Source organism: Paraperibacillus esterisolvens (assembly GCF_046237625.1).
In the GTDB taxonomy this organism is placed as follows: domain Bacteria; phylum Bacillota; class Bacilli; order Bacillales; family DSM-1321; genus Paraperibacillus; species Paraperibacillus esterisolvens.
Map to the genome: position 1 here is coordinate 1,981,873 of NZ_CP143545.1, position 25,406 is coordinate 2,007,278.

Sequence of the window (25,406 nt, forward strand, 5' to 3'; positions counted from 1 at the left end):
TTTCTTGGGAACAATAGATAAAAATGACTAGAATTTCCTGCTGGCTATGTCGGAAAAACACATCCAATTCAGGAGTTTAAACAGCATGACAGCCGGCCATTATATACAACTGCAGCTGAATGTGTTAATGTCATTATATAATCCATAGTAATAAACTATGGTAAGTTGGTTATATAACTGGAGGCATTCTATGGGTATTCCAAAACCATTGGTACAGCTTAATCAATCCTTTATCGTAGTCAGTGTTCTCGCTGCACTTGTATTTCATCATTTTATACTGGTTATTCCGTTTGCAATCGGCATTTTTACGCTCGTTTTCAAAAAAAATCCTATTATCCTTGCTGGGAAGAAACTGTTGAAAAAGCCCCTGTCACAATATGTGATGGAGGATAAGGATCAGCAGCTTTTTAACCAGTGGATTGCAACGGTCTGTCTCGGTTTGTCCCTGCTGTTCTTTCAAATCGGCTGGGACGCCCTCGGCTATGGCTTCAGTGTAATGGTCGTGCTGGCAGCAGGAATTGCTCTTCTTGGATTTTGCGTTGGCTGCTTTATCCGTTACCGGTATATCATGTGGAAACATAAAAGAGGACAGGTGCACTGAGAACTGTCAAGATCAGAAATTCAGCCCCTGTTATGTTTGCAAAGGACATAGGAGGGGCTCTTTTTACATAAGGGATTTAATCGCGAAGCAGCTGGGTGTCGAATAAGCATTAATTCCTTTTGTATCAGCCCGAAATGGGTTATAATTATCAGATATTGGCAGATGTTTTAATGTTTGAATCATTTTGACAAAAATATGATAGAGTTATAATTAAAGCGGTTGCTAGAAGGCGCCTTCATGATTGCTGATTTACCGGGCCGCCTATTCTTTTCGCAAATATATATGGGATAAGGAAGGATATAATGAGCAGCTTACAGAATAAAACAGACATAATCTTAATTGGTGCCGGTGTCATGAGTGCAACATTGGGAGCCATATTGAAAGAGCTCGCACCCGAGTGGAACATTAAGGTTTTTGAAAAACTAGCAGACGCAGGTGAAGAAAGCTCCAATGAATGGAATAATGCAGGAACCGGACATTCTGCACTGTGCGAACTTAACTATACGACCGTAAAACCCGACGGATCCATCGATATCAGCAAGGCTGTAAGCATTAACGAGCAATTCCAGCTTTCCAGGCAGTTCTGGGCTCATCTTGTAGAGAAAAAACTGATCCGCAACCCCAAGGAATTCATCATGCCGATCCCTCATATGAGTATGGTGCAGGGAGGGGATAATGTAACCTTTTTGAAAAAGAGATTTAAAGCGCTCTCACACAATCCTTTATTTCAGGGAATGGAGTATACCGAAGATCCGGCAAAACTTGCGGAATGGTTCCCGCTCATCATGGAAGGGCGCAAAGCAGGTGAGCCGCTGGCTGCAACAAAGATTGATTCAGGGACGGATGTTAACTTCGGCGCGCTGACACGGATGCTCTTTGATTACCTGAAGAAGCAGGGCGTGGAAATGAACTATAAACATAGCGTAAAGGACATCAAACGGACGGCAGACGGCTCCTGGGAATTGAAGGTCCGGGATATTGATGGAGGCAAAACCGAAATTCATACAGCTAAATTTGTCTTTATCGGCGGGGGAGGCGGAAGCCTGCCGCTTCTGCAGAAGACAGGCATTCCAGAGTCCAGGCATATCGGCGGCTTCCCGGTAAGCGGGCTGTTTTTGGCGTGTAATAATCCTGAAGTCGTAGAAAGGCACCACGCCAAGGTCTATGGCAAAGCGAAGCTGGGGGCTCCTCCGATGAGTGTGCCGCATCTTGACACAAGATATATCGGCGGCAAAAAAACACTGCTGTTCGGCCCTTTTGCCGGATTCTCGCCTAAGTTCCTGAAAACTGGCTCGAATCTCGACCTCATCGGTTCCGTCAAGCCAAATAATGTATTGACGATGCTTGCAGCAGGTGTGAAAGAAATGGCATTGACCAAGTATCTGATCGAGCAGGTTATGCTCTCAAACGAAAAACGCATGGAAGAGCTGCGTGAATTCATCCCGAACGCTAAAACTGAGGATTGGTATGTTGTCACAGCCGGACAGCGTGTCCAGGTCATCAAGGATACTGCCGCAGGCAAAGGCACACTCCAGTTCGGAACAGAAGTGGTAAGCGCATCAGACGGTTCAATCGCTGCCCTGCTCGGGGCATCACCGGGTGCTTCCACGGCCGTCCATGTTATGCTGGAGGTACTTGAAAAATGCTTCCCGTCACATATGAAGGATTGGGCACCAAAGATTAAAGAAATGGTGCCATCCTACGGATTGTCACTTGCCAGCAATCCTGAGGTATTCCAGAAGATCTTTGCATCCACCGCAAAAACGCTGGAATTGAACAAGATTGAGGCGGTTAAAGTAGGCGGGCAGAGCGTCTCGTAAAACAGAAGAGAAAGCAAAGAAGGACTTCCTATTCCAGGGGAAGTCCTTTTTCCTTTTTACAAAAACGAAAAAAGGAGATACAGATCAGCTGATCTGTATCTCCTTTTAAATGATGCGGCTGAGAGGACTTGAACCTCCACGATATTGCTATCACTAGAACCTGAATCTAGCGCGTCTGCCGATTCCGCCACAACCGCGTGTTGAAGTACTGCAATAAGAAATATAACATATTTTTTTGTTTCAGACAAGCATATTTTCTAAAGTTTTTTCCTGTTAAATCGGTCACAAATCACTTTCCTCATTCGTTTTATGATAAGCCAGAAAAAAAGGAGACGATAAAAATGGAGGAATTGCTGAACATCATGGTCATTGGCGGCGGGTATGCCGGGATCAATCATATCATAGCACTAAAGAAAGAGTTTCAGGAGGAGGCAGCCAGAAGTATTCGGATTATCCTGGTTGATCAAAATGCGTTCCATCTTAAAAAGGTGAATTTATTTAAGGGAATCGTTGAGAAGGATGTCTCCAATCTAAAGATTCCTTTGAAACAGTACTGCGGCCCTGATGTAGAATTTATTCAGGGAGAATTAACATCGGTTCTTCCTAAAGAACAAATCGTTCATATTACAGCGGCAGATGGTACTTCCAAATCTCTGCATTTTGACCGATTGGTTCTTGCCCTGGGCAGTGTAGTGCAAGAAGTGAATTCAGAATGTGGAGGAATAACACTCAGTAACCTGCAAAATGCGCAGCTGATCAGGGAGCAGCTATTGAAAATGACGACTTCCACAAAGAGCATGCTGCGGGTGGCGATTATTGGCAGTGGAATTACAGGAATAGAAACGGCAAGCGAGGTTTGTTTCATGATGAAAAAAGAACTAGAAAAAGAAGGTAAGGGCGGGAGGAGCATTGAAATAGTACTTATTAACAATAAACATAGAGTATTAGAGGAAGTTCCTGAGAAAATAAGTGCGCGTCTTGAACAGAGACTGAGGAGGCAGGGAGTGATTGTACTCCATAATCAAAGAGCAGTACAACATTTAAATGGAAGGATTATCTTCACTGACAAAACAGAGCTGGAGGCGGATGCCTGCATTTGGACAATCGGTTTAAAGCCCCATCCCTGTCTTCATTCTTTAGGTCTCTCTGTGACAGAACAGGGAAAAGTCATGGTGGATTCATTCTACCGTATCAAAGAAAGTGATTATATTTATGCCATTGGGGACTGTATCCATGTGGTGGATCCCGTAAGTGGAAAAGCAGCAGCCATGAGCTGCAAGGAAGCCATTTCCCATGGGAAGCGGCTTGCCAAAATCATAAAAGCCGGGATACAGGGCACAAAAGCAGTCTCCCATCGTACTTTCCCTGATTTTCTTTGTATTGGCCTCGGTCCGGACGATGCGATTGTATGGGCAAGTAAATGGGGTTCAGATTTCGTGCTTACCGGTAAATTGGCATTGAAAATAAGGGAGTATACATGGAATGCTGCGAGTATAATTCACTGAAGGAAGGAGGCGGGGGTTATGGAACTGCAGAACCTTTATTCACAATTCCAGCCGCTTTTGTTTTCGATCGCTTACCGGATGCTCGGCAAAGTCTCTGATGCAGAAGATATCGTTCAGGATGTATATGTGCAGGCAGGGGAAAAAAACATTGGAAATGTGGAAAATGTGAAGGCGTATCTTTGTAAAATGGTTACAAACATATGTATAGACCATTTAAAATCTGCCGCACATAAACGAGAGGTATATCCTGGCCCCTGGCTTCCGGAACCATTGATCCAGGATGATAACAACCCCATCATGCAGGTGATGAAAGGGGAGACTATTTCATTTGCCATCCTGATGCTTCTGGAAAAACTGAAACCAGTCGAGAGAGCCGTTTTTATTCTCAGGGAAGTATTCCAGTATGATTATCGGGAAATTTCACAAATGTTAAACCGGAGTGAAGTGAACTGCAGAAAAATATTCAGCCGGGTAAAGGACAAATTCCCAATGATTCAAGAAGATATGAAAGCACCGAATGACCCCGAAACAGATAAAATTATTCAAAACTTCGTATGGGCATTGAATGAGGGAGACATGAAGAAGATTGAGGAATTAGTGTGCCATGACATTATCCTCTATTCCGATGGCGGCGGAAAGGTATATGCTGCCTTAAAACCAGTGAGCTCGAGGGTATTGGTTGTCCGGTTTATTAAAAATCTGCTGTCACAAAACGATAAGGAGCAAACCATTGTTAAAATCGTGAAGGTAAATGGGGAGACCGGACTTTTGGTTAAGGGTGATGACGATGTCAAAACAGTCATCTGTTTTCATGTTAAAAACGAACATATTTCTAAGATTTATATAGTGAGGAATCCGGATAAATTAAAGCATGTGAATCTATATGAATAATTACAGTGATGTTATAGATGGGGGAACTCATGAGTGGAAGCGTATACGTTGAAGAAGGTGCCTGTCCCGGAAAAATCGATAGCCGGCAGATCCTTGCCTGAGATACACTTTTACGATGCCTATAGGGTTTTACTGCCTGATAAAGGGGGTGCTGACGTTAAGCATATAGCCATCGGGTTTTTAACGGCTTCTCCTTCCTGGGTGGATGCCTTAATGAATGTGCGGAATAAAATCGTAAGCTTAATAGGGTTAAAGACTTCCAGCCGGAATAAGGGGAATTTAATAATAGAAGAGGGAGGTCAGATAGGGATATTCAGGGTATTGAAGTGCAGTCCTAATGAGATTGTACTGGGCGAGGATGACCGGCATTTGGATTTTCGTGTGTCTATTTATGTGGAGAAAATGAATGAATCGAACTACCTAACCGTTTCGACTCTTGTTTATTATAATAATTGGGTTGGGAAATCGTACTTTTCCATCGTAAAGAGATTTCATAAACTGATTGTCCCAGCGATGATGAAGAGGATGACTTTTCTAAATTTAATAAATACTATCGGCAACAATCCAGAAGGTTAGAATTAGATGACAAGCTTTTTGGAATGTTAAATGCACTTAAGCAGCATCACGATACGGAAACGGGTATTGAAGTACCATTGTTTAATTATAAATCAGAGATTATTTTTTAAAAATGTCAGGTTATAAAAGCCTGGCTTTTTTAATTTCAAGTGACCTAGCATGTCCTTTTTTTGTCAGTAAGTATGTGGGCAGGATTTAAAAATTGAGCCACTGAAATTACTAAAAAGGACTACTTATTTATGGAACAAACAATAAGATCAATGCAAAAGGGAATGTTGAAGGAAATCTCGCAAATGCCAATGAGTTATACGATTATGTTCAATTGGATTTGATTACTAATACCGATCTTGTGGTTTATCCGCAAAATGGAAAGGCAGTTCAAACTAACCACCAGCCAAGCGGGTACATCGGGGGACGGGGGGCTTTTTGGTTTCTGCAAAATATAGTGGGCCGGTTCAAAACTTTTAGTGGATATATCTGGTACAATCACATGGAAAGGAGGCACCAAAATGGAAACTAAACCTGGTACCGTACTTTGTATCATCATCGTCCTTTTTAGTGTTTTACATTACTTTTTGAAGTCTCCAATAATACCCTTAACTATGGGTGTTCTCTTCTTACTACTACTCGGAATGGCTTTTATGAAAGCAGTAAAGGAAAAGGAGAAATGGCGTGCTTACGGTATAACGGGATGTGCATTATTTTTTGTCCTTTTGATGCTTAACTATTTTAAAATAATATGATACCTATTTTTATTAAAAGACTACTAAGGAGCATCCTTAGTAGTCTTTTCTTGGAATGAATGCAATTTTAATATTTTTTGGAGGCTGTAGAAAATGGAGTGTATACAAATTATTGGTAAAAATTACACATACTTTCAATATCTTTTGTTATATTAAAATAATTACATAGATGTTACAATTATTATTGCATCAAGACATAAACATACATAAAGGGGAATGAGTTATGGCTAAAGATAAACAACTAAATAAGGTAAGAAAGCCTTTCTATAGACGCTGGTGGGTTTGGGTTCTTGCTGTGATTATCATAGTTTCTATTGCAAATGGTTCAGGTGGATCTTCTGACACTTCTGATACTGCTGCCACAAAACAAGCTGAGAAAAAGACTGACCCTGTTAAGGAATTAAAGAAAGTTGATGAAGCCCAGAAGGTCGTTGACAAACTTGAGAAGCAAGTTAAGGAAGCTGCTAAGGAAGAACCAGTTCAAGCAGAAGAACCAGCTGCACCAGCACAGCCTGAAATGACAGTATCTCAGGAAAACGCGCTTGATAAAGCTAATTCTTACCTTGACTATACTGCCTTTTCTAAAACTGGACTTGTTAAGCAATTAGAGTTCGATAAGTTTTCTAATGCTGACGCAACGTTTGCTGTAGAACATGTTACTGCTGATTGGAAAGAACAGGCTGGACAGAAAGCAAAAGATTATATGGACTATTCTTCATTCTCACGTCAGAGCCTCATTGATCAATTAAAGTTTGATGGGTTCACAACAGAAGAAGCTGCGTACGGTGCTGATCAGGTAGGGCTTTAATTTGAAGTGAGTTTCTTCAATGACAAGCTGTATACTGCCCTTAAGGTATATGACAATGGCATATGTAGAACTGAGAAAGAACAATACTACTGAACTGCCTGCCAGGTCAAAAAGAGTAAGTAAAGACCTATAAAAAAGAAAGACAACTGACACTCCTAATGAGTGTCTTTTTTGTCCTTTCTAGCATTTTAAACTTGCGAATTTTTATACACATGTAATGTAGTCAATATAACTACTACAGAGGTAAAAATGAATTAAATGGTCATTCCCGGCAGGTTGTTTTGAACTTTTAAAAATAGTTCCAAACAACCTTTTTAAATTGGTATCATACCTTAATAGTTTTGAACCCATTCTTATTCACCTATCCTGCTCCTTTAGTAAAATTGCGTTTCTAATGCATTAAAGAATGCAGCAATAGTTCCATACTTATAAGTCGTATTAGTACCTTGAATCCCCAATCCAAGGACATTTCCCTTTTAAAAGCGATGATTTGTCCTTGCATCTCTAACCCAAAGACATACCCCCTCCCCAAAAGCGGCATTTTATCCTCGGAACTAAAAATAAAGCACGCTTTCCATCCCGCCATGAACAAACACTTTGTCCTTGGAATACAAAGATTAAGGAAATATATGGGCATCCTTTTTCTGTAAACCCACCTATATTTTTCAACGGTTATCCCTTACTATAAAAATAGGAAAATATTATCTGGAAAGGAGTTTTGTGTAAATGATTAAAAAGGGTTTGGTTTTCTTGTTTGCGCTGGTTTTAAGCCTGGCTGGAGTGGTGCCTGCAAATGCGGATACCGATACAACACCGCTGATTCTAAAATCCACTTCAATCAGCGGGGCGGATTTCCGGACAGGGGACATCATTACAATGCACTTTACGGTTGAAGAAGATTTTGAGTCAGGACCTGCGCCTGATGCCGATATTAAATTAATGCACAGTTCCGGCCAGGATATTTACAGCATGATGCGGTATACCGGTAATAATACGTATGAATTTTCGTACCGTGCCGACAGTCGTCTAGTACAGGGGGAATGGCATGTATCGGATATAACGCTGTATGACAATGCACGCAATGAACAGACCTATGACTCCAGTTCAGTTTTAATATCAAAACTGCGCTTCCGGATGCTCGACGGCGGCACCGATACAACTGCGCCGGAGCTTACCTCGGTAACTCTAAGCAAAACGACTGCCCAGCCCGGTGACAAAGTGATTGTCACCATCGGGTATAAAGAGGAAGAAAGCGGTTTGTCACATGGATCTGTACAGCTGAGGCATATTGAAACATTAGATTACAGCCTTTTCAGCAATATTTATTTTAACAATGATACCGGGAAGTATGAGGCGGAAATCACGATTCCAAAGTATGTAAGGAACGGAGTTTATGATATCGGTAATCTGTCCCTCTCAGATAAAGCTGGAAACCAAATCAAGTATTGGGCCGTATGGTTTCCAATGCTTGCTGAAGCCCAATTGACGATTTCAGGTGGGATTAAAGATAATACCCGCCCGGTATTCCAATCTATTACTGTCGACAAGAAGGAGCTCTATCCCGGCGATTCCTTGAATGTTGTTGTGAATGGGTCGGATACTGGTTCTGGCCTTGCGCAAGTCGCGGTGCAATTCACTGGAAAGGAATTTCATAACGCAAATGATACATTTTGGGATAACTTGACTGTAACCAGTTCCAATAATCAATGGACTGGAACATTGAAGGCTCCCAAGTTTTTGAAAGATGGAGTTTATTATATCGAACAAATTTACCTGAGAGATCAGGTCGGGAATACAACCCATGTTGAAGTTACTGACCACTTGCCGACGGTAAAAGTGTTACCGGTGTTCGCTGGAGTCACTTCAGGAGCCATCAAAAAAGGCAGCACGTTTGACCCGATGGCGGGAGTCAGGTTCTTCTCCAATCTGGAAGGTGATAGGACAAAGGACATCGTCGTAAAGGGTTCGGTCGATTCAAAAATCAACGGAATTTACTTGCTGACATACTCAATGGATAAGTACAATTCCTACAGGTGGATGACAGTAAATGACCCGCAGGCTATTGACCCGGTTTATTTTAACGAAAATGTTAAAATCGGTGTTCCATCAAACAGCTCGGTCAGCCTGTCTGACGGCAGTACAAATAAGATTATTTCGGCGGAAACAACCGTGACCAAGGATGGAACGTATCAACTAACTAACAACACAGGCGTAACGCCGAATTCATCCAAACTCTCGTCCGCCTACCAAACGGACGCAGTCACACCAATTCCAGCCAGGCAGACGATGAAGTTCATAATTGACCGGGTAAAACCGGCAGCACCTGTCCTTAATACTGTTTATAGTCAATCTGTATCTGTCAGCGGAAAAGCTGAAGCCTACTCAACTGTGAGGGTCCTGAAGAATGGTGTGTATCTTGCCCAAGGGAAAGCGGACGCAGCCGGAAAGTTCTCGGTCCGCATCCCGAAACAAAGTTACGGGACAAAGATCTCTGTCCAGGCAATTGACAGGGCGGGCAATGCTGGCAGTGCTTCTGTAAAAACAGCGCTGTATGTACCTGGCCTTGATGCAGTCAGTAACCGCTCAACCTATGTGACTGGGAAATCTTTTTCAAAAAGCAAAATAAAAGTCTACTCCAACGGGATGCTCATCAAGACAGGGTACGCAGATTCCTACGGTAATTACAAAATCACCATTCCAAAGCAGACTGCCGGGAAAGTAATGAAGGCAGTCGAAACTTCTGTCAGCGGAAAGAGCTTTACAAGCCTGCCGGTAACGGTTTCTGATAAGATCGCACCAGCCGCTCCAGTCCTCAATAACGTGTATAGTCAATCCACAGCAGTCACCGGCAAAGCCGAGGGCAGATCGACTGTCAAGGTGTTGAAAAATGGTGCGTATCTCTCCCAGGGCAAGGCGGACGCAGCTGGAAAGTTTTCAGTAAGCATCCCGAAGCAGCGCTATGGAACGAAAATCTCCGTTCAAGCAATCGACCGGGCGGGCAATGCTGGCAGTGCTTCTGTGAAAACAGTGCTGTATGTGCCAGGCCTGGACCCAGTCAGCACTCTCTCAACCTATGTGACCGGAAAATCATTTTCAAAAAGCAAGATAAAAGTCTACTCCAACGGGGTTTTCCTCAAGACGGGGTACGCAGATTCTTCCGGAACCTACAAAATTACGATCCCGAGGCAGGCCGCGGGAAAAGTAATCAAGGCAGTAGAGACAACCGTCAGCGGAAAGAGCTTTACAAGCCTGCCGGTCACGGTGTCGAATTAAAAACGCCGGAGGATCATGATCTCTTTAATAGTGTGGAAATTGAAAGAATGGAAGAGCGGAAAGATGCCTGAGGTTAAATGTAACTAATATAAAGTATCTTTGAGTTGAATTTATGAAACCTGAAGAAGGTAATTACAGAATGCCAATAATGGGTGAACCAGTATTGGCATTCTGTATGTTTCAATAAATCATCCTTCGAGGTGTTTTTTTTTATGCATCTAAGTGGACACGCTTTAAAATATATTTGTCCTGCTTTGTTGCTAGTTTAAGGTTTACATCCTAAAGTGGTATCTGAACTATTATGGCTATGGTAATACATTAAAAAGTGACTTAAATATATTGGCTGACCTAGTAAAATTTGTCCTTTGTTTTGCTTTATTTATTATTGTTACTATGTTTATTAAAACGATTACTAAGGGGCGTCCTTATGACTTCAGTTAAGCTATACAGGAGAATAAACATGGACAGGAGTAGTACATTTTTTGGGTTACTAGAGAAACTTTTGTCTACTTTTTAAGTAGTTTGTATCTTTTAAACGCCTTGATAGGAACTTCAGGTTTATCAAAATATTCAGGATCATGGTAAGGCATATCTATTTCATTCCAATCAAAGTTATCATCTACACAGGAAATAAATAAATCAAACCCTTCGTTATCAGATGGTGAAAGGGTAGTTCTTATTTCTCCATATTCTAAAGCAATGTCAATGGCTGTACGTAATTCCTCTAATCCAGTACGATTAGCTACTATAAAAGAATCTCCATGCCACATCCGTTGTCCATAAATATGGCATACTGGCATAGGTGTATCCTCATCATATCCACTATTTATTAACTTTTTTAATTTATCATATATTTGTTCTGGGGAATTGTTGTATAAATAGACATCCATTGTACATTCCCCATAACCTCTTGGCACGCCTCTTCTCCCAAATTGTGAAGTGAATTCCCCGTATAGTTCATTGTATTCTATAAATAGAAAACGATATGGACCTTTCCAATCATCTACAATATAGAAACAAAGAATTTGTTCTCCATTTTTGCTGTAGACGAACCGATAAAGAGTATCACCTAGACGATCACTCCCAACCAACTTAAAATTATATTTTTTAGCCCTTTTTGGTTTTAATTTTTCGTCTTGAAATGGAGTGTCTGGTATATAAATTGCTTTAAAAAGTTTGGGATCTTTCATTTTCTCACCTCAGAGTCGTAATTTTTTGAATTTTAATAGAAACAGACTATACTTTTCTTAACAATAAAAACAATAGCAAAAGAAGTTCAGAAGAAGTCCTCTTAGCATATCCTAACCTATATCATCTTTTATTGATTAGGCAGCACATATACAGAGAACGGAGTCCCAAAGTGAAAAAGGGATTTATACTTGTAGAAGTACAGTGCAATAGTTCCTTAAAAAGTTTATATCATTCTGTTTGTACCCCGTAAGGGCAGCAGCAGAATCTGGCAGGTTAATTAAAGAAACTACCATTATGTAATATAGTGGTAGTCTTTTTTACTACAGAAATAAGTGCCAATTTATCAAATGAAACAGTTGAAGAAATACCTTCGAATATGAACTAACGATCAATGACGGTTTTGTAGAAGACATATTATAATATAAACCGATGATTGAAGAAAGCCACTGGGGGGAGAAAGGCCATCCACAAATTACCTGTTAAAATAAAAAATCCCACCAGAAGGTGAGATTGATATTTTAAAAAATAAGCATACTTCCACTAAATATTACTAGTGAATATAGAATATAAAATAGCCAATCATTCATCCGTTTTGACCCATATGTACCAGTAATTTTGCCAAGTAAAGCTTGGATTTTATGAAAAAACAAAATAATAATGGCTAGTATACTGGCTATAGTAATAATTATTTGTATGAAAGTATGTGATAAGGAGCCTAAAAACATTGAAATTATGGTTAAAGCACTAATTAAGATAAAAAAGTTCACAGTATGTTGCTTTTTTATATTTTCCACAGCTAGCACCTTCCTTTACTTATAATTTTATCACATTTTCCTTTTGAGTAATTAGGTAATTTACAATTATGTGAAAATTTGGAAAAGGTGTCTTTTGTCCTGTTGTTAGAATTTTTCTAATATAGAATAATCAACTTTTATAAAGGAGTTTGTAAAAAGTGAGCAAAATTTTATTATTCTCCATTTTTGCGTTTTTATTTATAACATACAAATTTATCAAAGTGTTTAAAATCAAGGAGGTACCCAAGAATAACAAACTAATTGCATGGTCGTTATATGGGATTAGCATCGTTGGATTGGTTACAGTAAATATACTATTTTAAAATGCGGTGATTATATGAAGGCAAGAAACGGCTTACCGATTCAAGGCGGAGGCAAATCGATGCTAATGCAGGCGATCGAGGGTCTTGGATATAATCCGGGCTGACAAGCGGAAACCATGCAAGTCGTAAGCGAAAGTCCTTTAACGTTTAGGTCGCAGATAGATGGCGTTGATGTGGATCCGGATGACTATGAGATTAACGCGGAATTGACCGATGTAAAAGTTGGGGAACGCTTCCTTGTATTTTACGATCACGATAGTTCGGCGCGATAAGCCGTCCGCCTACTTTAAAAGCATAAATTGCTCAAACATTTCGCTCATTGCGAGAGTTTCGGACGTGGCGAATGGCGATGCCTCGCGTTTGTACTTCCTAACTGTTTTCCGCATAATAAAAAACCGCCATTCGAATAATTCGTAACGGCCGGTTTTGCGATAAGTCTAATTCGGTTTTATAACGCAGTTTTGTACGGTCATCAGACCGCCCGAAGACCGAGCAAGTAATTCATGAAATGGCGGGACCGTGTGGGAATCGAACCCACCAGAGACGACACGCGCCTCTCACGCGGTTTTGAAGACCGGGGAGCGCACCAGCTGCCCATCCGGCCCCGTATAGACGCAGCTATATCAACGTTTCAAGCATATAACCAAACGTATTTTAACTACCTTTTAAACGTATACAATTTAGCAGGGCACGTATCATAATAGCGGAAATAGTGCTTTTAATCAAGTGTTGTTCCATCAAAACAAAGATTGGTTGCAAAGCATCTTGTAGGTCAATTTAAAAGAACAGGATTGTTATGGGGTCCTTTTATACGCCATCTTGGAATGATATGATAGCACGTTTTACAGTTCTTTACGCTAGCTTAAAGTCTATTTTGAACTGAAATAAGCAGAATATTATTAGCTTATTCGGATTTATTTGCATTTTACGTGATGTTAAAAGCTAAAACAAAATAAATGAACCAACTGAGATGGCCTATGGCTGTCTTTTTTATTTAAATAAAAAAGCAATGCCAATTATTCAGCATTGCCCTCATTTCCTGTCTTATCATTCGCCTGAAGCAGGTCCTGCTTGCTGATAAGTATAATCTTCTATTCAATGAAAGGGTTTTCTGCCATGAACAGCTGACCCTTATCATTTGCATTAAGGCGATTTAGTTATATATACTTGAAAACATGCATTTTAGGGTATTGGAATTCCTGGAAGGAAGCAGAATAAGAAATACCTAAAAATACTTGCGACAGTCTAGAAAATTAAGAGGTGGTAGGATGAAACCGAAAGTTGAATTAATAAATGTAACAAAAGTGTTCGGGAAATCCCCAAAGAATGCTATTCAGTTATTAGAAAAAGGATATTCCAAAAAAGAAATCCTGAAAGAGACCGGCTTAACTGTAGGTGTAAATAAGGCCAGTCTGGAGGTATATCCTGGCGAAATCTTCGTGGTTATGGGTTTATCCGGCAGCGGCAAATCCACGCTCATCAGGATGCTCAATCGGCTGATTGATCCCACAATGGGACAGATTCTCATAGATGGCAGTGATATTGTAAAAATGACTGTTCCTCAGCTAAGAGAAGTCAGAAGAAACAAAATCAGCATGGTTTTCCAGAACTTCGCACTATTTCCCCATAAAACAGTACTTGAAAATACAGAATACGGACTTACCCTGAAAAACGTCCCGGCAGAAGAAAGAAGAGAAAAGGCAATGCAGTCACTTTCAGTTGTCGGCCTGAAGGGGTATGAGCACCAGTTCCCATCACAGCTTAGCGGCGGCATGCAGCAAAGGGTCGGACTCGCAAGGGCGCTGGCCAGCGATACCGATATTTTGTTAATGGATGAGGCATTTAGTGCTCTTGATCCCCTTATCCGTAAAGACATGCAGGATGAATTGCTTGAGCTTCAGGAAACATTGAAGAAAACTATCATTTTCATTACACATGATCTTGATGAAGCTCTCCGTATAGGTGACCGGATTGCACTCATGAAGGACGGCAATGTGATACAAGTGGGCTCTCCGGAAGAAATCATGATGAACCCGGCGAATAGCTATGTAGAAAGATTCGTGGAAGATGTGGATTTATCAAAAGTACTTCTGGCATCTCATGTTCTTAAGCGTGCTGAAAGAATGACTCCTGACCGCGGGCCGCGGGTTGCGCTTCAAATCATGAAAGCTCAAGGATACTCCAGTATCTTTATTGTAGACCGCAAACAAAAACTGTTAGGCGCCATCAGCGCAGATAACGCGTCAAAGGCAATGACAGAAAATAAAACTGTAGAGGATGTAATGGACAGAGATATAGTTACTGTCTCTGAGGACACACTGTTATCTGAAGTGATCGAGGCCCTTTCCCAGTCCATATACCCCGTAGCAGTCACCGATAAGGATAACCGCTTAAAGGGTGTAATTGTCCGCGGTGCTGTCATAGGAGCACTTGCAGGAAACAAAGAAGATATAAATATTAGGGAGGCTGAATAAAATGGGTCTTCCTCAATTGCCGCTCGCTCATTGGGTAGATATAGCCATCAGCTGGATCGTTACGCACTTCGAGGGTCTATTCAGCGGTATATCTGCCATTACAGAAGGTTTTATTGATAAGTTAGTTAAAGTATTGGAACTCGGACCTCCGCTGGCATTAATTATAATCATTTCATTGCTGGCATTTTACACCAGCCGCTGGACTGTCGGCATAATTACATTAGTTGGTTTACTTTTGATAGAAAACCTGGGACTTTGGGATGCAGCTGTAAATACGCTTGCCCTTGTACTTTCCTCAGTAATCATTACGATTGTGATCGGTATTCCGATTGGAATTTGGGCCTCTCAAAATGACAGGGTCCGGCGTGCAATAACACCGATCCTTGACTTTATGCAGACAATGCCTGGGTTCGTCTACCTGATTCCAGCAATCCTGTTCTTCGGGATAGGAGTGGTACCGGGTATTATTGCTTCAGTCATTTTTGCTGTTCCGCCGACAATCCGGCTTACTAACCTGGGCATTCGAGAAGTGCCGGGCGATTTAATAGAAGCTGCTGATGCTTTTGGTTCCACTACTTCACAAAGGCTGTTTTCACTTCAGCTCCCGCTGGCGACCCCCACCATTTTAGCAGGTGTGAACCAGAGCATCATGCTCGCACTATCCATGGTGGTTATCGCATCCCTGGTTGGAGCTCCCGGACTGGGTGCAGAGGTTTACAGGGCTGTCACTCAGGTACAAGTTGGCGGAGGGTTTGTGGCAGGGCTCGCTATCGTTATCATTGCCATTATTTTAGACCGAATTTCCCAAAACCTCCGGAAACCGGCATACAGCCGCATTGTACCGAAGAAATTTGCTTATGGAACATTGATCATTCTCCTTATAGGTGCCATGATTACTGTATCAGTCAGGGGTGAAGGTGCTGATAAAGGTGCTGCAAACTCAATTGGGGGACAGGTTGATTATAGAATTGTCGGCATCGACCCTGGTGCAGGGTTGATGAAGTCAGCTAAACAAGCTTTGAAGGATTACGGCCTGCAGGAGGATTGGACACTGGTCGAGGGATCTTCCGCTGCTATGACAGCAGAACTGAAGAAGGCTTATGACCGGAAAGAACCGATCATAGTCACTGGATGGACCCCCCACTGGATGTTCTCCAAATATAAGCTGAAATATTTAAAAGACCCCAAAGGCACTTTTGGTAAAGATGAAACCATCCATACTGTGGTCAGAAAAGGATTTAAAGAGGACAATCCAGGCGCCTTCAAGATCCTGGATCAATTCTACTGGCAGCCAAAGGATATGGAAGAAGTGATGGGTGATATCCAGGAAGGCATGAAACCTGCTGATGCTGCCGGCAAATGGATGGACCGCCATAAAGATGAAGTGAAAAAATGGACGGCTGGCTCAGTGAAAGGTAATGGCGAGAAAGTAAGCCTGGTTTATGTTTCATGGGAATCTGAAGTGGCAAGCACAAACGTCATCGGCGCCGTCCTAAAAAGCCAGGGTTATGAAGTAACGCTTAAGCAGGTAGAAGCTGGACCTATGTTCACTGGAGTGGCCAATGGAAGTGCGGATGGTCTGGTAGCCGCATGGCTTCCAACTACACATCAGGATTATACGAATAAATATGGCAATCAATTTGTCGACCTGGGGCCAAATTTAAAGGGCACCAAATTAGGAATCGTAGTTCCAGAATATATGGAGATTGATTCTATAGAAGACCTGAAGAAATAAAACCGATAGAGACTTTCGTGAAAATAATCGTATGGAGACTGTCAGTTCAAGCCATTTTTTGGCGGGCTGACAGTCTTTTTTAAAAATTTGTTTAAAAGTTATGGATTTAACAAGGGTGCCTGACCCGGTTAATAGTACCTTGTTCGGAAACTTTTCATTTAATCCTATAAATTAAAAAAGTGAAATTTGGAGCTTTATTATGGAGAAGGGGAAATGATTCTAATTGTTAGAGACCTCGGTTTGACTCTATTCACCCACAGCCAATTAACTTTATTACTCTTGTATTTGCCATATACAGCTGACTATAATAGAAGTATAATTCTATGAAAAACTGGGGTGGACTTTTTGCTGCAAGGTTGGTTTTTATGGTTTATCCTGTTTTGGGTTGTTTTATTGGTCGGACTGTTTGCGATCGGCGGCTTTTTTATGTTCCGGAAGTTTCTGAAGCGGCTTCCCAAGGAAGATGGACGTTCCATTCTTGATTGGGAAGAGCATTATGTAAATGAGACGAGAAGCCTCTGGAAACAGAAGGAAAAGGATCTGCTGGAAGATTTGGTGAGCCCGGTGCCTGAGCTGTTCCGTGATGTTGCGCGCCAGAAGATTGCCGGGAAGATCGGTGAACTTGCGGTACAGGAAAAAGCAAAGCGAATTACGGAAGACTTGATTATCCGCGGATATATTATGGCGACTCCAAAGCGTGATCATAAGTTTCTGCTGAAAAAATTGAATCAGAGACAAGTGGATGTGGCTCCATATCAGCATTTGTTTCAGTGATCGTCCAGGAAGCCTGCAGGCATAAGATGCTATGCAGGCTTTTTTTGGGTCCTTAGTAATACAATGAAGAAACAGCCTGCCTCTCTATTTGCCTCTATTTCACTGGAAAAGGGATAAATATCAACAGATTCGGTTAAAGTAAGGGTGATTAATATCAACTTATCGCCTATAGCAGCTGAAATAACCGGCCAAGGCGCTATTTGGAAGGTTAGTATTGCCTGGCCCATAATTGGTTCTCAGGCAGACGCTGCTGTTAAAGAATGATATAAGCAGATGCATTCATGAAATTCTTTCAGCTTTGGTATAGGAATGGATCAAGCCGCTACAGAACAGCTATACGCACAAAAAAAGGATAGCGGGAGCTGCAGTGGCTCCGTCTATCCTTTTTTATGCCAGGCAGTAATGGCCCAACGGGTGCCTGCTTGCTAAGGCGGCCAAGGATTTGCAGGTTCGGTACAGCTGATGATTTAGATGTTCTTCGTACTGCCTTTTATAATTCAGCAACTGTTCAAGCTTCATCTCTTCATGAATGATAGAGTGAAGGATTACTTCGAGAATTTCTTTTCTATTTACAAGACCTTTCATGTTTTCACATGTTTTGTACTGCCCCTTTAAGTCGCCAATTCTTTGAGTAAACGTATGCTCATCCCTTTGGATGGACCTAATCTGGTCCACAAGGCCGCCCCTCAGCTTCAACAGCATGATCAGGTTTTCGTCTGCCATTCCATCAGCTCCCTTCAGCTCTAAGGTAACTCATCACTTTGAAGGAAAATGGTTGAATTTGTTAAATAAATGTAAATGAGCATATTAGTACCAAGTCTTAATACTAGTTGATATAATACTCACATCAGTTTTATAGTTTAAAGCAGAATACAGCATTTAACAGAATAGAGGTTGAATTTCTTGGAAATCACATCATTGACAGCACCAGAATCCTATAATATTGCAGATGAAATCGAACGCCATAAGTCAGATAAGCATGCACTGATCTGGCTGAATGAAGCGGGTGAAAGGAAAACGATTAGCTATTCGGAACTGATCAGCAAAGCAAATCAACTTGCGAATGCTCTCTATCAGCTTGGCCTCCAAAGAGGGGACAGAGTCATTGTCATGACTCCAAGGCTCATCGAAGCTTATATCATTTATCTTGGCTGCCTGAAAGCGGGGATTGTGATAAGTCCAGCTTCCGAGCTCCTGCGGGCTAAGGATCTTGCTCATCGTATCAATCATTCAGAAGCAGCAGCGGTCATCAGTTATGGGCCGTTCACAACAGAATTTGAATCAATTGAGGAGGAGCTTCCTTTCCTTCAGTTCCGCCTCGCATTTGGCGGAGAAAAACCCGGCTGGGAGTCTCTTGAACACATCATGGATCAGCAGGAGGAGTCATTCACAGCTCCTGTAATAAATAGAGATGATCACGCATTCCTTGCATATACCTCCGGAACCTCCGGAATGCCAAAAGGAGTTGTCCACAGTCATGGCTGGGGCTATGCCCATTTAAGGACGGCCGCTTCCAAATGGCTGAATATCAGTGAGAATGACACCGTCTGGGCAACGGCTGCGCCTGGCTGGCAGAAATGGGTGTGGAGCCCGTTTTTATCCATCCTCGGTTCAGGAGCGACGGGATTTGTGTATAACGGCCGTTTCCAGCCTCACCGGTATCTGGAGCTGCTTGAAGAAAACCGGATCAATGTTTTATGCTGTACGCCGACTGAGTACAGAATGATGGCAAAGCTTGAGTCCATCGGGGAATTTTCGCTTTCAGACCTGCATACAGCTGTATCTGCCGGAGAAGCTCTGAACCGCGAAGTGATCGATGTCTTCAAGCGCCAGTTCCAGATCAGGATCCGCGATGGCTACGGCCAGACAGAAAGCACGCTCCTGATTGCAGGCCTTGAGGATGATGAAAGCAAGATCGGCTCAATGGGCAAGCCGCTGATGCAGGATTATATTGAAATCGTTGACGGAAGCGGACAGCCGCTTCCGCCGAATACAGCGGGAACGATCGCGGTCCGAAAAGATTTCCCTGCTCTTTTCAAAGGCTATTACAAGGATCAGGAAAAAACAGAGGCAGCAATTGCCGGAAACTACTTCCTGACCGGAGACCAAGCGTTAAAGGATGAAGACCATTACTTCTGGTTCCAAGGAAGAAATGATGACGTGATCATCAGCTCCGGCTATACCATCGGCCCTTTTGAAGTGGAAGACGCGCTCATGAAGCATGACGCTGTAAAAGAATGTGCGGTGGTTGCTTTTCCGGATGAAGTGCGCGGGAATGTAGTAAAGGCTTTCGTTGTCACAAAAGAGGGCGTGGAGGGTACAGAGGATTTAGTAAAAGAACTCCAGCAGTTTGTCAAAAATTTGACGGCACCGTATAAGTATCCGCGGAAAATCGAATTTGCCGAACACCTGCCAAAAACAGATTCCGGGAAAATCCGCCGTAATATTTTGCGTGATATGTAAAAGAGGGAGGGCTGAAATCAGGCCCTCTTTTTTTATTACTCTTTTCTAAAAGATGGTTGATCTCTGATTAGTTTTGTTTGTTAAGAGATTTAATTATTGAGCAAAGCTGCTTGGAGCGGAAGGCGCGAGACTCCTGATCCAGCTCCGAGACTTTCACCTTCAAGTCATAAGGAGTAACACAGCAGGATTGTGAAATAAGAAAATATGATATGCTTAATTTGCAAAAAATTCAAAAAAGGAGTCTTAACTATGAATCTGTTAACAATAAAAGAACTTAAATTACGCAATGAAATGATTGAAGCATTTCCGATAATGAAGCAGTTACGGACTCATCTTGACGAAGATACTTATCTTGATCTAGTAATGGAAGCACAAGAAGTAGATAGATATAAAATGTTTGCTTTATTTGATGATGATAAAATTGTGGCGGTTATCGGTTTTAAGCCAATGACAACACTGTATTATGGAAGATTTGTTTGGGTTTGTGATCTGGTTACGGATACTAATATAAGGTCAAAAGGATACGGAGAAAAACTACTTACATATGTCCATGACTGGGCACAAGAAAATAAGTATGAAAGTGTTGCCCTATCGTCAGGGTTACAGCGTATAGACGCACACCGTTTTTATGAGGGTAAGATGAATTATGACAAAGTAAGTTATGTGTTTAAAACATCTTTAAAATAAGTACAATGTTAAACTAACGGAATGAGCATGGAGGTCCAGCTCATTTTGTGTATTATTAAAACAACCTTAACCTTTAACATAGCCAAGAATAAAAATATAGGAGACAAGCTGTTTTCAAAAACTGGAGGAGTATGATGGATCAAACATCTATTAATATCGAGGAGCTGATGAACCATTATAATGTAATGGGTCTGAGTGTGTCTTTAATTAATGGCGGCGAAATCAGTTCTGTTGAAAATTATGGGCTGATAAAGGCAGGAACTTACCAAAAAGTGGACCATTCCACGATTTTTAATGCCTGCTCAATCAGTAAGTTTTTAACCTCTATGGTTGTACTGATATTAACAGAGCAGGGCATTCTCGATTTAGATGAGGACGTAAACAAAAAACTGACCGCATGGAGAGTCCCGCATCCTGATTTATCAAAAGAAAAGTTCATAACACTGCGAAACCTGCTGAGCCATCAATCCGGGATTATAGATCCTGAAGGAAGCTTTATGGAACTTATCCCCGGCAAAGGCTTCCCTTCCATGGCAGAAATATTATCCGGAGCAACACCATATTGCAAAGAATCTATTAAGATGAAATACGAACCAGAAAGCAGCTTTCACTATTCAGACGGGGGATATTGTGTTATTCAGCAAGTAATAGAGGATGTGACCCTGAAACCATTTGAAGAGATTGCAGATGAGCTGGTATTCCAGCCTTTACATATGAAACAGAGCACATTTCTGCATCATATATCTGAGGAGGTCCCAAGAAATTTTTCTGCCGGACACAACAAAAATGGCGGGGCAGTAAATGGGGATTATCCCATATATCCTTATCCCGCGGCATCCGGACTGTGGACTGCTGCTTCTGACCTGTCACTACTAGTGCTTGAAGTCATGGATGCCCTTCATAACAAAAGTAAGCTTGGTATCTCTGCACGCATGATGCAGGAGTTGATAAGTCCGCAGGGCTGCAGACCCTGGACTGGTCTGGGGGTATTTCTGGATGGTTCAGGCAGAGAAGTAGAAATATCCTCACTTGGCTGGGGATTGGGGTTTCAGTCCTTGGTGGCAGCCTGCCCTTATACAGGAAAGGGCCTTGCCGTCATGACAAATACTGATTCAGGGATACACCAGCTGGAGGGTATAATAGGCGCCATTTATAACTCTTACAATCTTAAATTATGTTAAATGATATTCCGAAGCTATAGTGCTATAATCTTCCTGAATGCAAATTGAAGGAGGAAAAAGATTGGCACTGCTGGAAAAAGAGTTTTCTGCCAGAATTGAAACAGAACGGTTAGTCATCAGGCCGCTCCAGGTTAAGGATTATTGGAACTGGCTGGAGTCATTCAAAAGCCGGCAGCCCTCACAGAACAGACATGACCCTGGAAGGCTGGATATGAGCATCTGTACACAGGAATGGTTCAGCAGCCTGGTGCAGAAACACCAGGAGCTGGGAGTGCAGGATACCGCCCATGTTTTTGGCGTATTCAGCAAAGAGGGAGGGGGGCATCTCGGCATGGTCGACTTTTCGACACTTGCCAGAGGAACTTTCCAATGGGCGCGAATCGGCTATACCATACATAATCAATTCTGGCAGCGGGGATACGGCAGCGAGGCAGTAACTGCCGCCATCGCCCTTGCGTTCAGTGAGCTGGACTTCCACCGGATTGAAGCTCATATTAACCTGGATAACGAAGCCTCCATTGCGCTTGCCCTCAGCGCCGGCATGGAGTTTGAGTGTGTAAGGAAAAACTTCATCCATGAACATGGAGAATGGACTGATCATCTTGTTTATTCCATTATCCGGAACGATTGACCGGATCGCTCAGATAGATCGTTTCCTTCCCCTGGCCATTTATTGTGCAGGGCTTTTATGAAAGCCTGAACGTTTCTCTTTTCTTCCATGATAGGGGAATATATATAGGAAAGAGTCCGGGTGAAGCGCTGGTTCCGCAGCTTGATGACGGACAAATTATTTTGCAGCACATCCCGCCTGATTACGCTGTGAGACAAAAGGGACAGCCCCATTCCCTGGATGACGGATTCCTTGATCCCCTGGTTGCTGCTGATGGTCAGGAGGGACTTTACCTTTAGTCCATTGGAACGGAAAACATGATCCAGATATTCACGTGTTCCTGATCCCAGTTCCCTTGTAATCCAGGCTAGATTTTGGAGATCTGTAATCGAAACATCACTTTTATTTGCTAAAATATGGTCGTTAGAAGCGACCAAAAAGAGCTCATCCTGCATGAAAGGGTGTACGGAAACAGTCTTCTCGTTGGTCTGTCCTTCTATAAGGCCGATATCTACCTGATAGGAATTGACGGATGCGACAATTTCCTCAGTATTGCCGATCGTCAGCTGTAATTCGAGCTCCGGGTAGAGTTTTTGCAGATCAATCAGCATGGAGGGAAGGATATATTCTCCGATGGTGAAGCTGGCCCCGATCTTAAGCTGCCCTTTAATGATATTCTGGCTTTCCAGTATGTCAATCCGGGTTTGATCATAGAGTGCAATCATTCGTTTGGCCCGCTCATATAGGATTTCCCCAGTAGGCGTTATTTTTAAATATTTGGGTGACCTCTGGAACAGCTGGGTCTGGAATTCCTTCTCCAGATTCTTGATATGAAGGGAGACGCTTGGCTGCGACATAAGGAGAAGCTCCCCTGTTTTCGTGAAGTTTTTCACTTCGGCCAGTGTTACAAAGGTTTTTAGTTCATCGTAATTCATTAGGTTCCTCCATTGATTAGAAATGTTAATAGTTATGATAATTAAAATTTATTTTACTAATGAACTCATATTCGGTAAAGTGATACATGATAAACTTTTTGATTTTTAATATAATTAATACCAACTTATTTGATAGGTAAAATAGAAATGCGGTTCTGCATTCGATTAACCCATGATAAGAATCCTTTTGTGAGGTGGATATTGTTGCAACTTCAGGTATTTAACAGCCCGTTTAATGAGGAGCAGGCAGAGCTCCTTAACCGCCTTCTGCCAAGTCTGACTGAAACACAGAGAGTCTGGCTGAGCGGCTATCTTGCAGCATCACAGTCAGGGACGGGAACAGGGGTAGAGCCGACGGCAAATTCTGCAGCGCCTGCTCCACAGGTCTCCAGGGAAGTGACCATCCTATTTGGTTCCCAGACAGGCAACGCACAGCGCCTTGCTGAAAAGTCCAAGAAACAGCTGGAAGCGGAAGGTTTTAAGGTTACCGTTTCTTCCATGAATGATTTTAAGCCTAACACGCTGAAAAAACTCGATAACCTGCTGATTGTTGTGAGTACGCATGGAGAAGGGGATCCTCCTGATAACGCCATTTCCTTCCATGAATTCCTGCATGGAAAGAGGGCGCCAAAGCTTGAGGATCTGAAATATTCAGTCCTTGCACTCGGCGACAGTTCCTATGAGCTGTTCTGTCAGACAGGGAAGGAATTTGATCAAAAGCTTGAGGAGCTTGGTGCACAGCGCCTGTATAACCGGGTGGATTGTGACCTCGACTTTGATGAGCCTGCTCAGGAATGGCTTGATGGCATTACGAAAAGTCTTAAAGGCAGCTCTGCGGCAGAAGCAGCCGTACAGCCTTCCGCGCCGCTTGCTGCTCCGGCTGAATCAGAGTATTCCCGGACAAATCCGTTCAGGGCAGAAGTGCTTGAAAACCTGAATTTGAACGGCCGCGGGTCCAATAAAGAAACACGCCATCTGGAGCTTTCGCTTGAAGGTTCCGGACTGACCTATTCACCGGGAGATGCCCTTGGTATTTATCCTGAAAATGATCCGGTGCTGGTTGACATGATTCTCGGCGAAATGGGCTGGAACCCGGATGAAGAAGTGGTAATCAACAAGCAGGGTGAAAAGGCAGTACTAAAAAAAGCCCTGACCATCCATTTCGAAATAACAGCCCTGACGAAGCCGGTGCTTGAAAAGGCTGGAGGTCTTTCTTCCGGTGAAACGCTGAAAGGCCTGCTATCGTCAGGAAATGATGAAATAAGATCTTATATCGAAGGCCGCGATCTGCTTGATTTGCTGCGGGAACATGGTCCATGGGAGGTTTCTCCACAGGAGTTCGTAGATATCCTGCGAAAAATGCCGGCCCGCCTCTATTCCATCGCAAGCAGTCTGGAGGCGAATCCTGATGAAGTCCACCTGACAATAGGTGCCGTACGTTATGATACGCATGGTCGAAGCCGCAGCGGAGTGTGTTCGATTTTATGTGCCGAGCGGCTTCAGCATGGCGACACGCTTCCTGTTTTCATACAGGAAAACCAGAACTTCAAGCTTCCGTCCGATGAAACACCGATTATCATGGTGGGTCCGGGGACAGGCATCGCTCCATTCCGTTCCTTTATGCAGGAGCGTGAGGAACGAGGTGCTGAAGGGAAATCATGGCTCTTCTTCGGAGACCAGCATTTTGTTACAGATTTCCTGTATCAGACAGAATGGCAGAAATGGCTGAAAGAAGGCATTTTAACAAGAATGGATGTAGCCTTTTCCCGTGATACAGAGGAAAAAGTGTACGTCCAGCACAGAATGCAGGAAAACGGCAGGGAACTGTTTAATTGGCTTGAAGAGGGGGCAGTTGTATATGTGTGCGGTGATGAGAAGAACATGGCCCACGATGTACACCAGGCTCTTATTGATATAATTGCAAAAGAAGGCAGGATGAGCCCCGAGAAAGCGGAGAGCTATGTTGCCAATATGCAGCAGGAGAAGCGTTACCAGCGCGACGTGTATTGATTTTTACACAGA

The 25,406-nt window shown here is 42.6% G+C and carries 19 protein-coding genes and 2 tRNA genes; 16 read left to right on the forward strand and 5 right to left on the reverse strand.

The features are described 5' to 3' along the window. Nucleotides 1–190 precede the first annotated feature (190 nt). Nucleotides 191–601 carry a DUF4395 domain-containing protein gene (locus tag V1501_RS09985; protein WP_409292971.1) on the forward strand — a complete coding sequence of 137 codons (411 nt, stop codon included), beginning with the start codon at nt 191–193 and terminating at the stop codon, nt 599–601. A 302-nt stretch (nt 602–903) separates the two neighbouring features. Next, the gene (locus tag V1501_RS09990) at nt 904–2,421 is read left to right on the forward strand and encodes a malate:quinone oxidoreductase (RefSeq protein WP_409292973.1); all 1,518 of its coding nucleotides are present in this window, start codon (nt 904–906) and stop codon (nt 2,419–2,421) included. 113 nt (nt 2,422–2,534) lie between these two features. Here the strand turns inward: V1501_RS09990 and V1501_RS09995 are convergent. Next, nucleotides 2,535–2,618: transfer RNA gene (locus tag V1501_RS09995), tRNA-Leu, on the reverse strand. Between the two features lie 144 nt (nt 2,619–2,762). Here V1501_RS09995 and V1501_RS10000 point away from each other — a divergent pair. The 6 genes from V1501_RS10000 (at nt 2,763) to V1501_RS10025 (ending at nt 10,217) form a co-directional block, all read left to right on the forward strand. Further along, a complete protein-coding gene (locus V1501_RS10000) occupies nt 2,763–3,926 on the forward strand; it encodes an NAD(P)/FAD-dependent oxidoreductase (RefSeq protein WP_409292975.1) in 1,164 nt (387 codons plus the stop codon). Between the two features lie 18 nt (nt 3,927–3,944). Next, complete coding sequence (locus V1501_RS10005; protein WP_409292976.1) at nt 3,945–4,817, forward strand: RNA polymerase sigma-70 factor; 873 nt, start codon at nt 3,945–3,947, stop codon at nt 4,815–4,817. A gap of 33 nt (nt 4,818–4,850) precedes the next feature. Next, a complete protein-coding gene (locus V1501_RS10010) occupies nt 4,851–5,393 on the forward strand; it encodes a DUF2867 domain-containing protein (protein WP_409292978.1) in 543 nt (180 codons plus the stop codon). A gap of 509 nt (nt 5,394–5,902) precedes the next feature. Then, the gene (locus V1501_RS10015) at nt 5,903–6,136 is read left to right on the forward strand and encodes a hypothetical protein (protein WP_409292979.1); all 234 of its coding nucleotides are present in this window, start codon (nt 5,903–5,905) and stop codon (nt 6,134–6,136) included. Between the two features lie 223 nt (nt 6,137–6,359). After that, on the forward strand, nt 6,360–6,944 hold the full coding sequence (locus tag V1501_RS10020) for an Ltp family lipoprotein (protein WP_409292981.1): 585 nt from the start codon (nt 6,360–6,362) through the stop codon (nt 6,942–6,944). 726 nt (nt 6,945–7,670) lie between these two features. Next, complete coding sequence (locus V1501_RS10025) at nt 7,671–10,217, forward strand: Ig-like domain-containing protein (RefSeq protein WP_409292983.1); 2,547 nt, start codon at nt 7,671–7,673, stop codon at nt 10,215–10,217. A 506-nt stretch (nt 10,218–10,723) separates the two neighbouring features. On the opposite strand, the gene V1501_RS10030 is transcribed toward V1501_RS10025, so the two are convergent. Continuing rightward, nucleotides 10,724–11,407 (reverse strand): hypothetical protein, encoded by a 684-nt coding sequence (locus tag V1501_RS10030; RefSeq protein ID WP_409292984.1) that lies wholly within the window; start codon nt 11,405–11,407, stop codon nt 10,724–10,726. 1,627 nt (nt 11,408–13,034) lie between these two features. Beyond that, nucleotides 13,035–13,131: transfer RNA gene (locus V1501_RS10035), tRNA-Sec, on the reverse strand. Between the two features lie 662 nt (nt 13,132–13,793). Between V1501_RS10035 and proV the strand changes: the two genes are divergently transcribed. The 3 genes from proV (at nt 13,794) to V1501_RS10050 (ending at nt 17,508) form a co-directional block, all read left to right on the forward strand. Further along, nucleotides 13,794–14,999 (forward strand): glycine betaine/L-proline ABC transporter ATP-binding protein ProV, encoded by a 1,206-nt coding sequence (gene proV, locus V1501_RS10040; protein WP_409292986.1) that lies wholly within the window; start codon nt 13,794–13,796, stop codon nt 14,997–14,999. Between the two features lies 1 nt (nt 15,000). Further along, nucleotides 15,001–16,734: a glycine betaine ABC transporter substrate-binding protein gene (locus V1501_RS10045; protein ID WP_409292987.1), complete on the forward strand. Its 1,734-nt coding sequence runs from the start codon at nt 15,001–15,003 to the stop codon at nt 16,732–16,734. 345 nt (nt 16,735–17,079) lie between these two features. Then, a complete protein-coding gene (locus V1501_RS10050) occupies nt 17,080–17,508 on the forward strand; it encodes a DUF2621 domain-containing protein (RefSeq protein WP_409292988.1) in 429 nt (142 codons plus the stop codon). 387 nt (nt 17,509–17,895) lie between these two features. Here V1501_RS10050 and V1501_RS10055 read toward each other — a convergent pair whose 3' ends face one another. Beyond that, a complete protein-coding gene (locus V1501_RS10055; protein ID WP_409292989.1) occupies nt 17,896–18,231 on the reverse strand; it encodes a hypothetical protein in 336 nt (111 codons plus the stop codon). 180 nt (nt 18,232–18,411) lie between these two features. Here V1501_RS10055 and V1501_RS10060 point away from each other — a divergent pair, with 180 nt between their 5' ends. The 4 genes from V1501_RS10060 (at nt 18,412) to V1501_RS10075 (ending at nt 22,470) form a co-directional block, all read left to right on the forward strand. After that, on the forward strand, nt 18,412–19,971 hold the full coding sequence (locus V1501_RS10060) for an acyl-CoA synthetase (RefSeq protein WP_409292990.1): 1,560 nt from the start codon (nt 18,412–18,414) through the stop codon (nt 19,969–19,971). Between the two features lie 249 nt (nt 19,972–20,220). After that, entirely contained in the window at nt 20,221–20,658 is a 438-nt protein-coding gene (locus V1501_RS10065; RefSeq protein ID WP_409292992.1) for a GNAT family N-acetyltransferase, read from the forward strand. Nucleotides 20,659–20,789: 131 nt separating this feature from the next. Next, a complete protein-coding gene (locus V1501_RS10070) occupies nt 20,790–21,839 on the forward strand; it encodes a serine hydrolase domain-containing protein (protein ID WP_409292993.1) in 1,050 nt (349 codons plus the stop codon). A gap of 67 nt (nt 21,840–21,906) precedes the next feature. Then, the gene (locus V1501_RS10075) at nt 21,907–22,470 is read left to right on the forward strand and encodes a GNAT family N-acetyltransferase (protein ID WP_409293316.1); all 564 of its coding nucleotides are present in this window, start codon (nt 21,907–21,909) and stop codon (nt 22,468–22,470) included. Here V1501_RS10075 and V1501_RS10080 read toward each other — a convergent pair. After that, nucleotides 22,446–23,384, reverse strand: a complete 939-nt coding sequence (locus tag V1501_RS10080) for a LysR family transcriptional regulator (RefSeq protein ID WP_409292994.1) — start codon at nt 23,382–23,384, stop codon at nt 22,446–22,448. The genes V1501_RS10075 and V1501_RS10080 overlap by 25 nt on opposite strands. A 204-nt stretch (nt 23,385–23,588) precedes the next feature. Here V1501_RS10080 and V1501_RS10085 point away from each other — a divergent pair, with 204 nt between their 5' ends. After that, on the forward strand, nt 23,589–25,394 hold the full coding sequence (locus V1501_RS10085; protein ID WP_409292995.1) for an assimilatory sulfite reductase (NADPH) flavoprotein subunit: 1,806 nt from the start codon (nt 23,589–23,591) through the stop codon (nt 25,392–25,394). The last annotated feature ends 12 nt before the right edge of the window (nt 25,395–25,406 follow it).

Excerpts from the sequence above, each read along its gene's own strand:
- V1501_RS10025 (WP_409292983.1), top strand. The coding sequence starts at position 7,671 with ATGATTAAAAAGGGTTTGGTTTTCTTGTTTGCGCTGGTTTTAAGCCTG.
- V1501_RS09985 (WP_409292971.1), top strand. The coding sequence starts at position 191 with ATGGGTATTCCAAAACCATTGGTACAGCTTAATCAATCCTTTATCGTA.
- V1501_RS10045 (WP_409292987.1), top strand. The coding sequence starts at position 15,001 with ATGGGTCTTCCTCAATTGCCGCTCGCTCATTGGGTAGATATAGCCATC.
- V1501_RS10065 (WP_409292992.1), top strand. The coding sequence starts at position 20,221 with ATGAATCTGTTAACAATAAAAGAACTTAAATTACGCAATGAAATGATT.
- V1501_RS10000 (WP_409292975.1), top strand. The coding sequence starts at position 2,763 with ATGGAGGAATTGCTGAACATCATGGTCATTGGCGGCGGGTATGCCGGG.
- V1501_RS10070 (WP_409292993.1), top strand. The coding sequence starts at position 20,790 with ATGATGGATCAAACATCTATTAATATCGAGGAGCTGATGAACCATTAT.
- V1501_RS10005 (WP_409292976.1), top strand. The coding sequence starts at position 3,945 with ATGGAACTGCAGAACCTTTATTCACAATTCCAGCCGCTTTTGTTTTCG.
- proV (WP_409292986.1), top strand. The coding sequence starts at position 13,794 with ATGAAACCGAAAGTTGAATTAATAAATGTAACAAAAGTGTTCGGGAAA.
- V1501_RS10080 (WP_409292994.1), bottom strand. The coding sequence starts at position 23,384 with ATGAATTACGATGAACTAAAAACCTTTGTAACACTGGCCGAAGTGAAA.
- V1501_RS10030 (WP_409292984.1), bottom strand. The coding sequence starts at position 11,407 with ATGAAAGATCCCAAACTTTTTAAAGCAATTTATATACCAGACACTCCA.
- V1501_RS09990 (WP_409292973.1), top strand. The coding sequence starts at position 904 with ATGAGCAGCTTACAGAATAAAACAGACATAATCTTAATTGGTGCCGGT.
- V1501_RS10015 (WP_409292979.1), top strand. The coding sequence starts at position 5,903 with ATGGAAACTAAACCTGGTACCGTACTTTGTATCATCATCGTCCTTTTT.
- V1501_RS10020 (WP_409292981.1), top strand. The coding sequence starts at position 6,360 with ATGGCTAAAGATAAACAACTAAATAAGGTAAGAAAGCCTTTCTATAGA.
- V1501_RS10055 (WP_409292989.1), bottom strand. The coding sequence starts at position 18,231 with ATGGCAGACGAAAACCTGATCATGCTGTTGAAGCTGAGGGGCGGCCTT.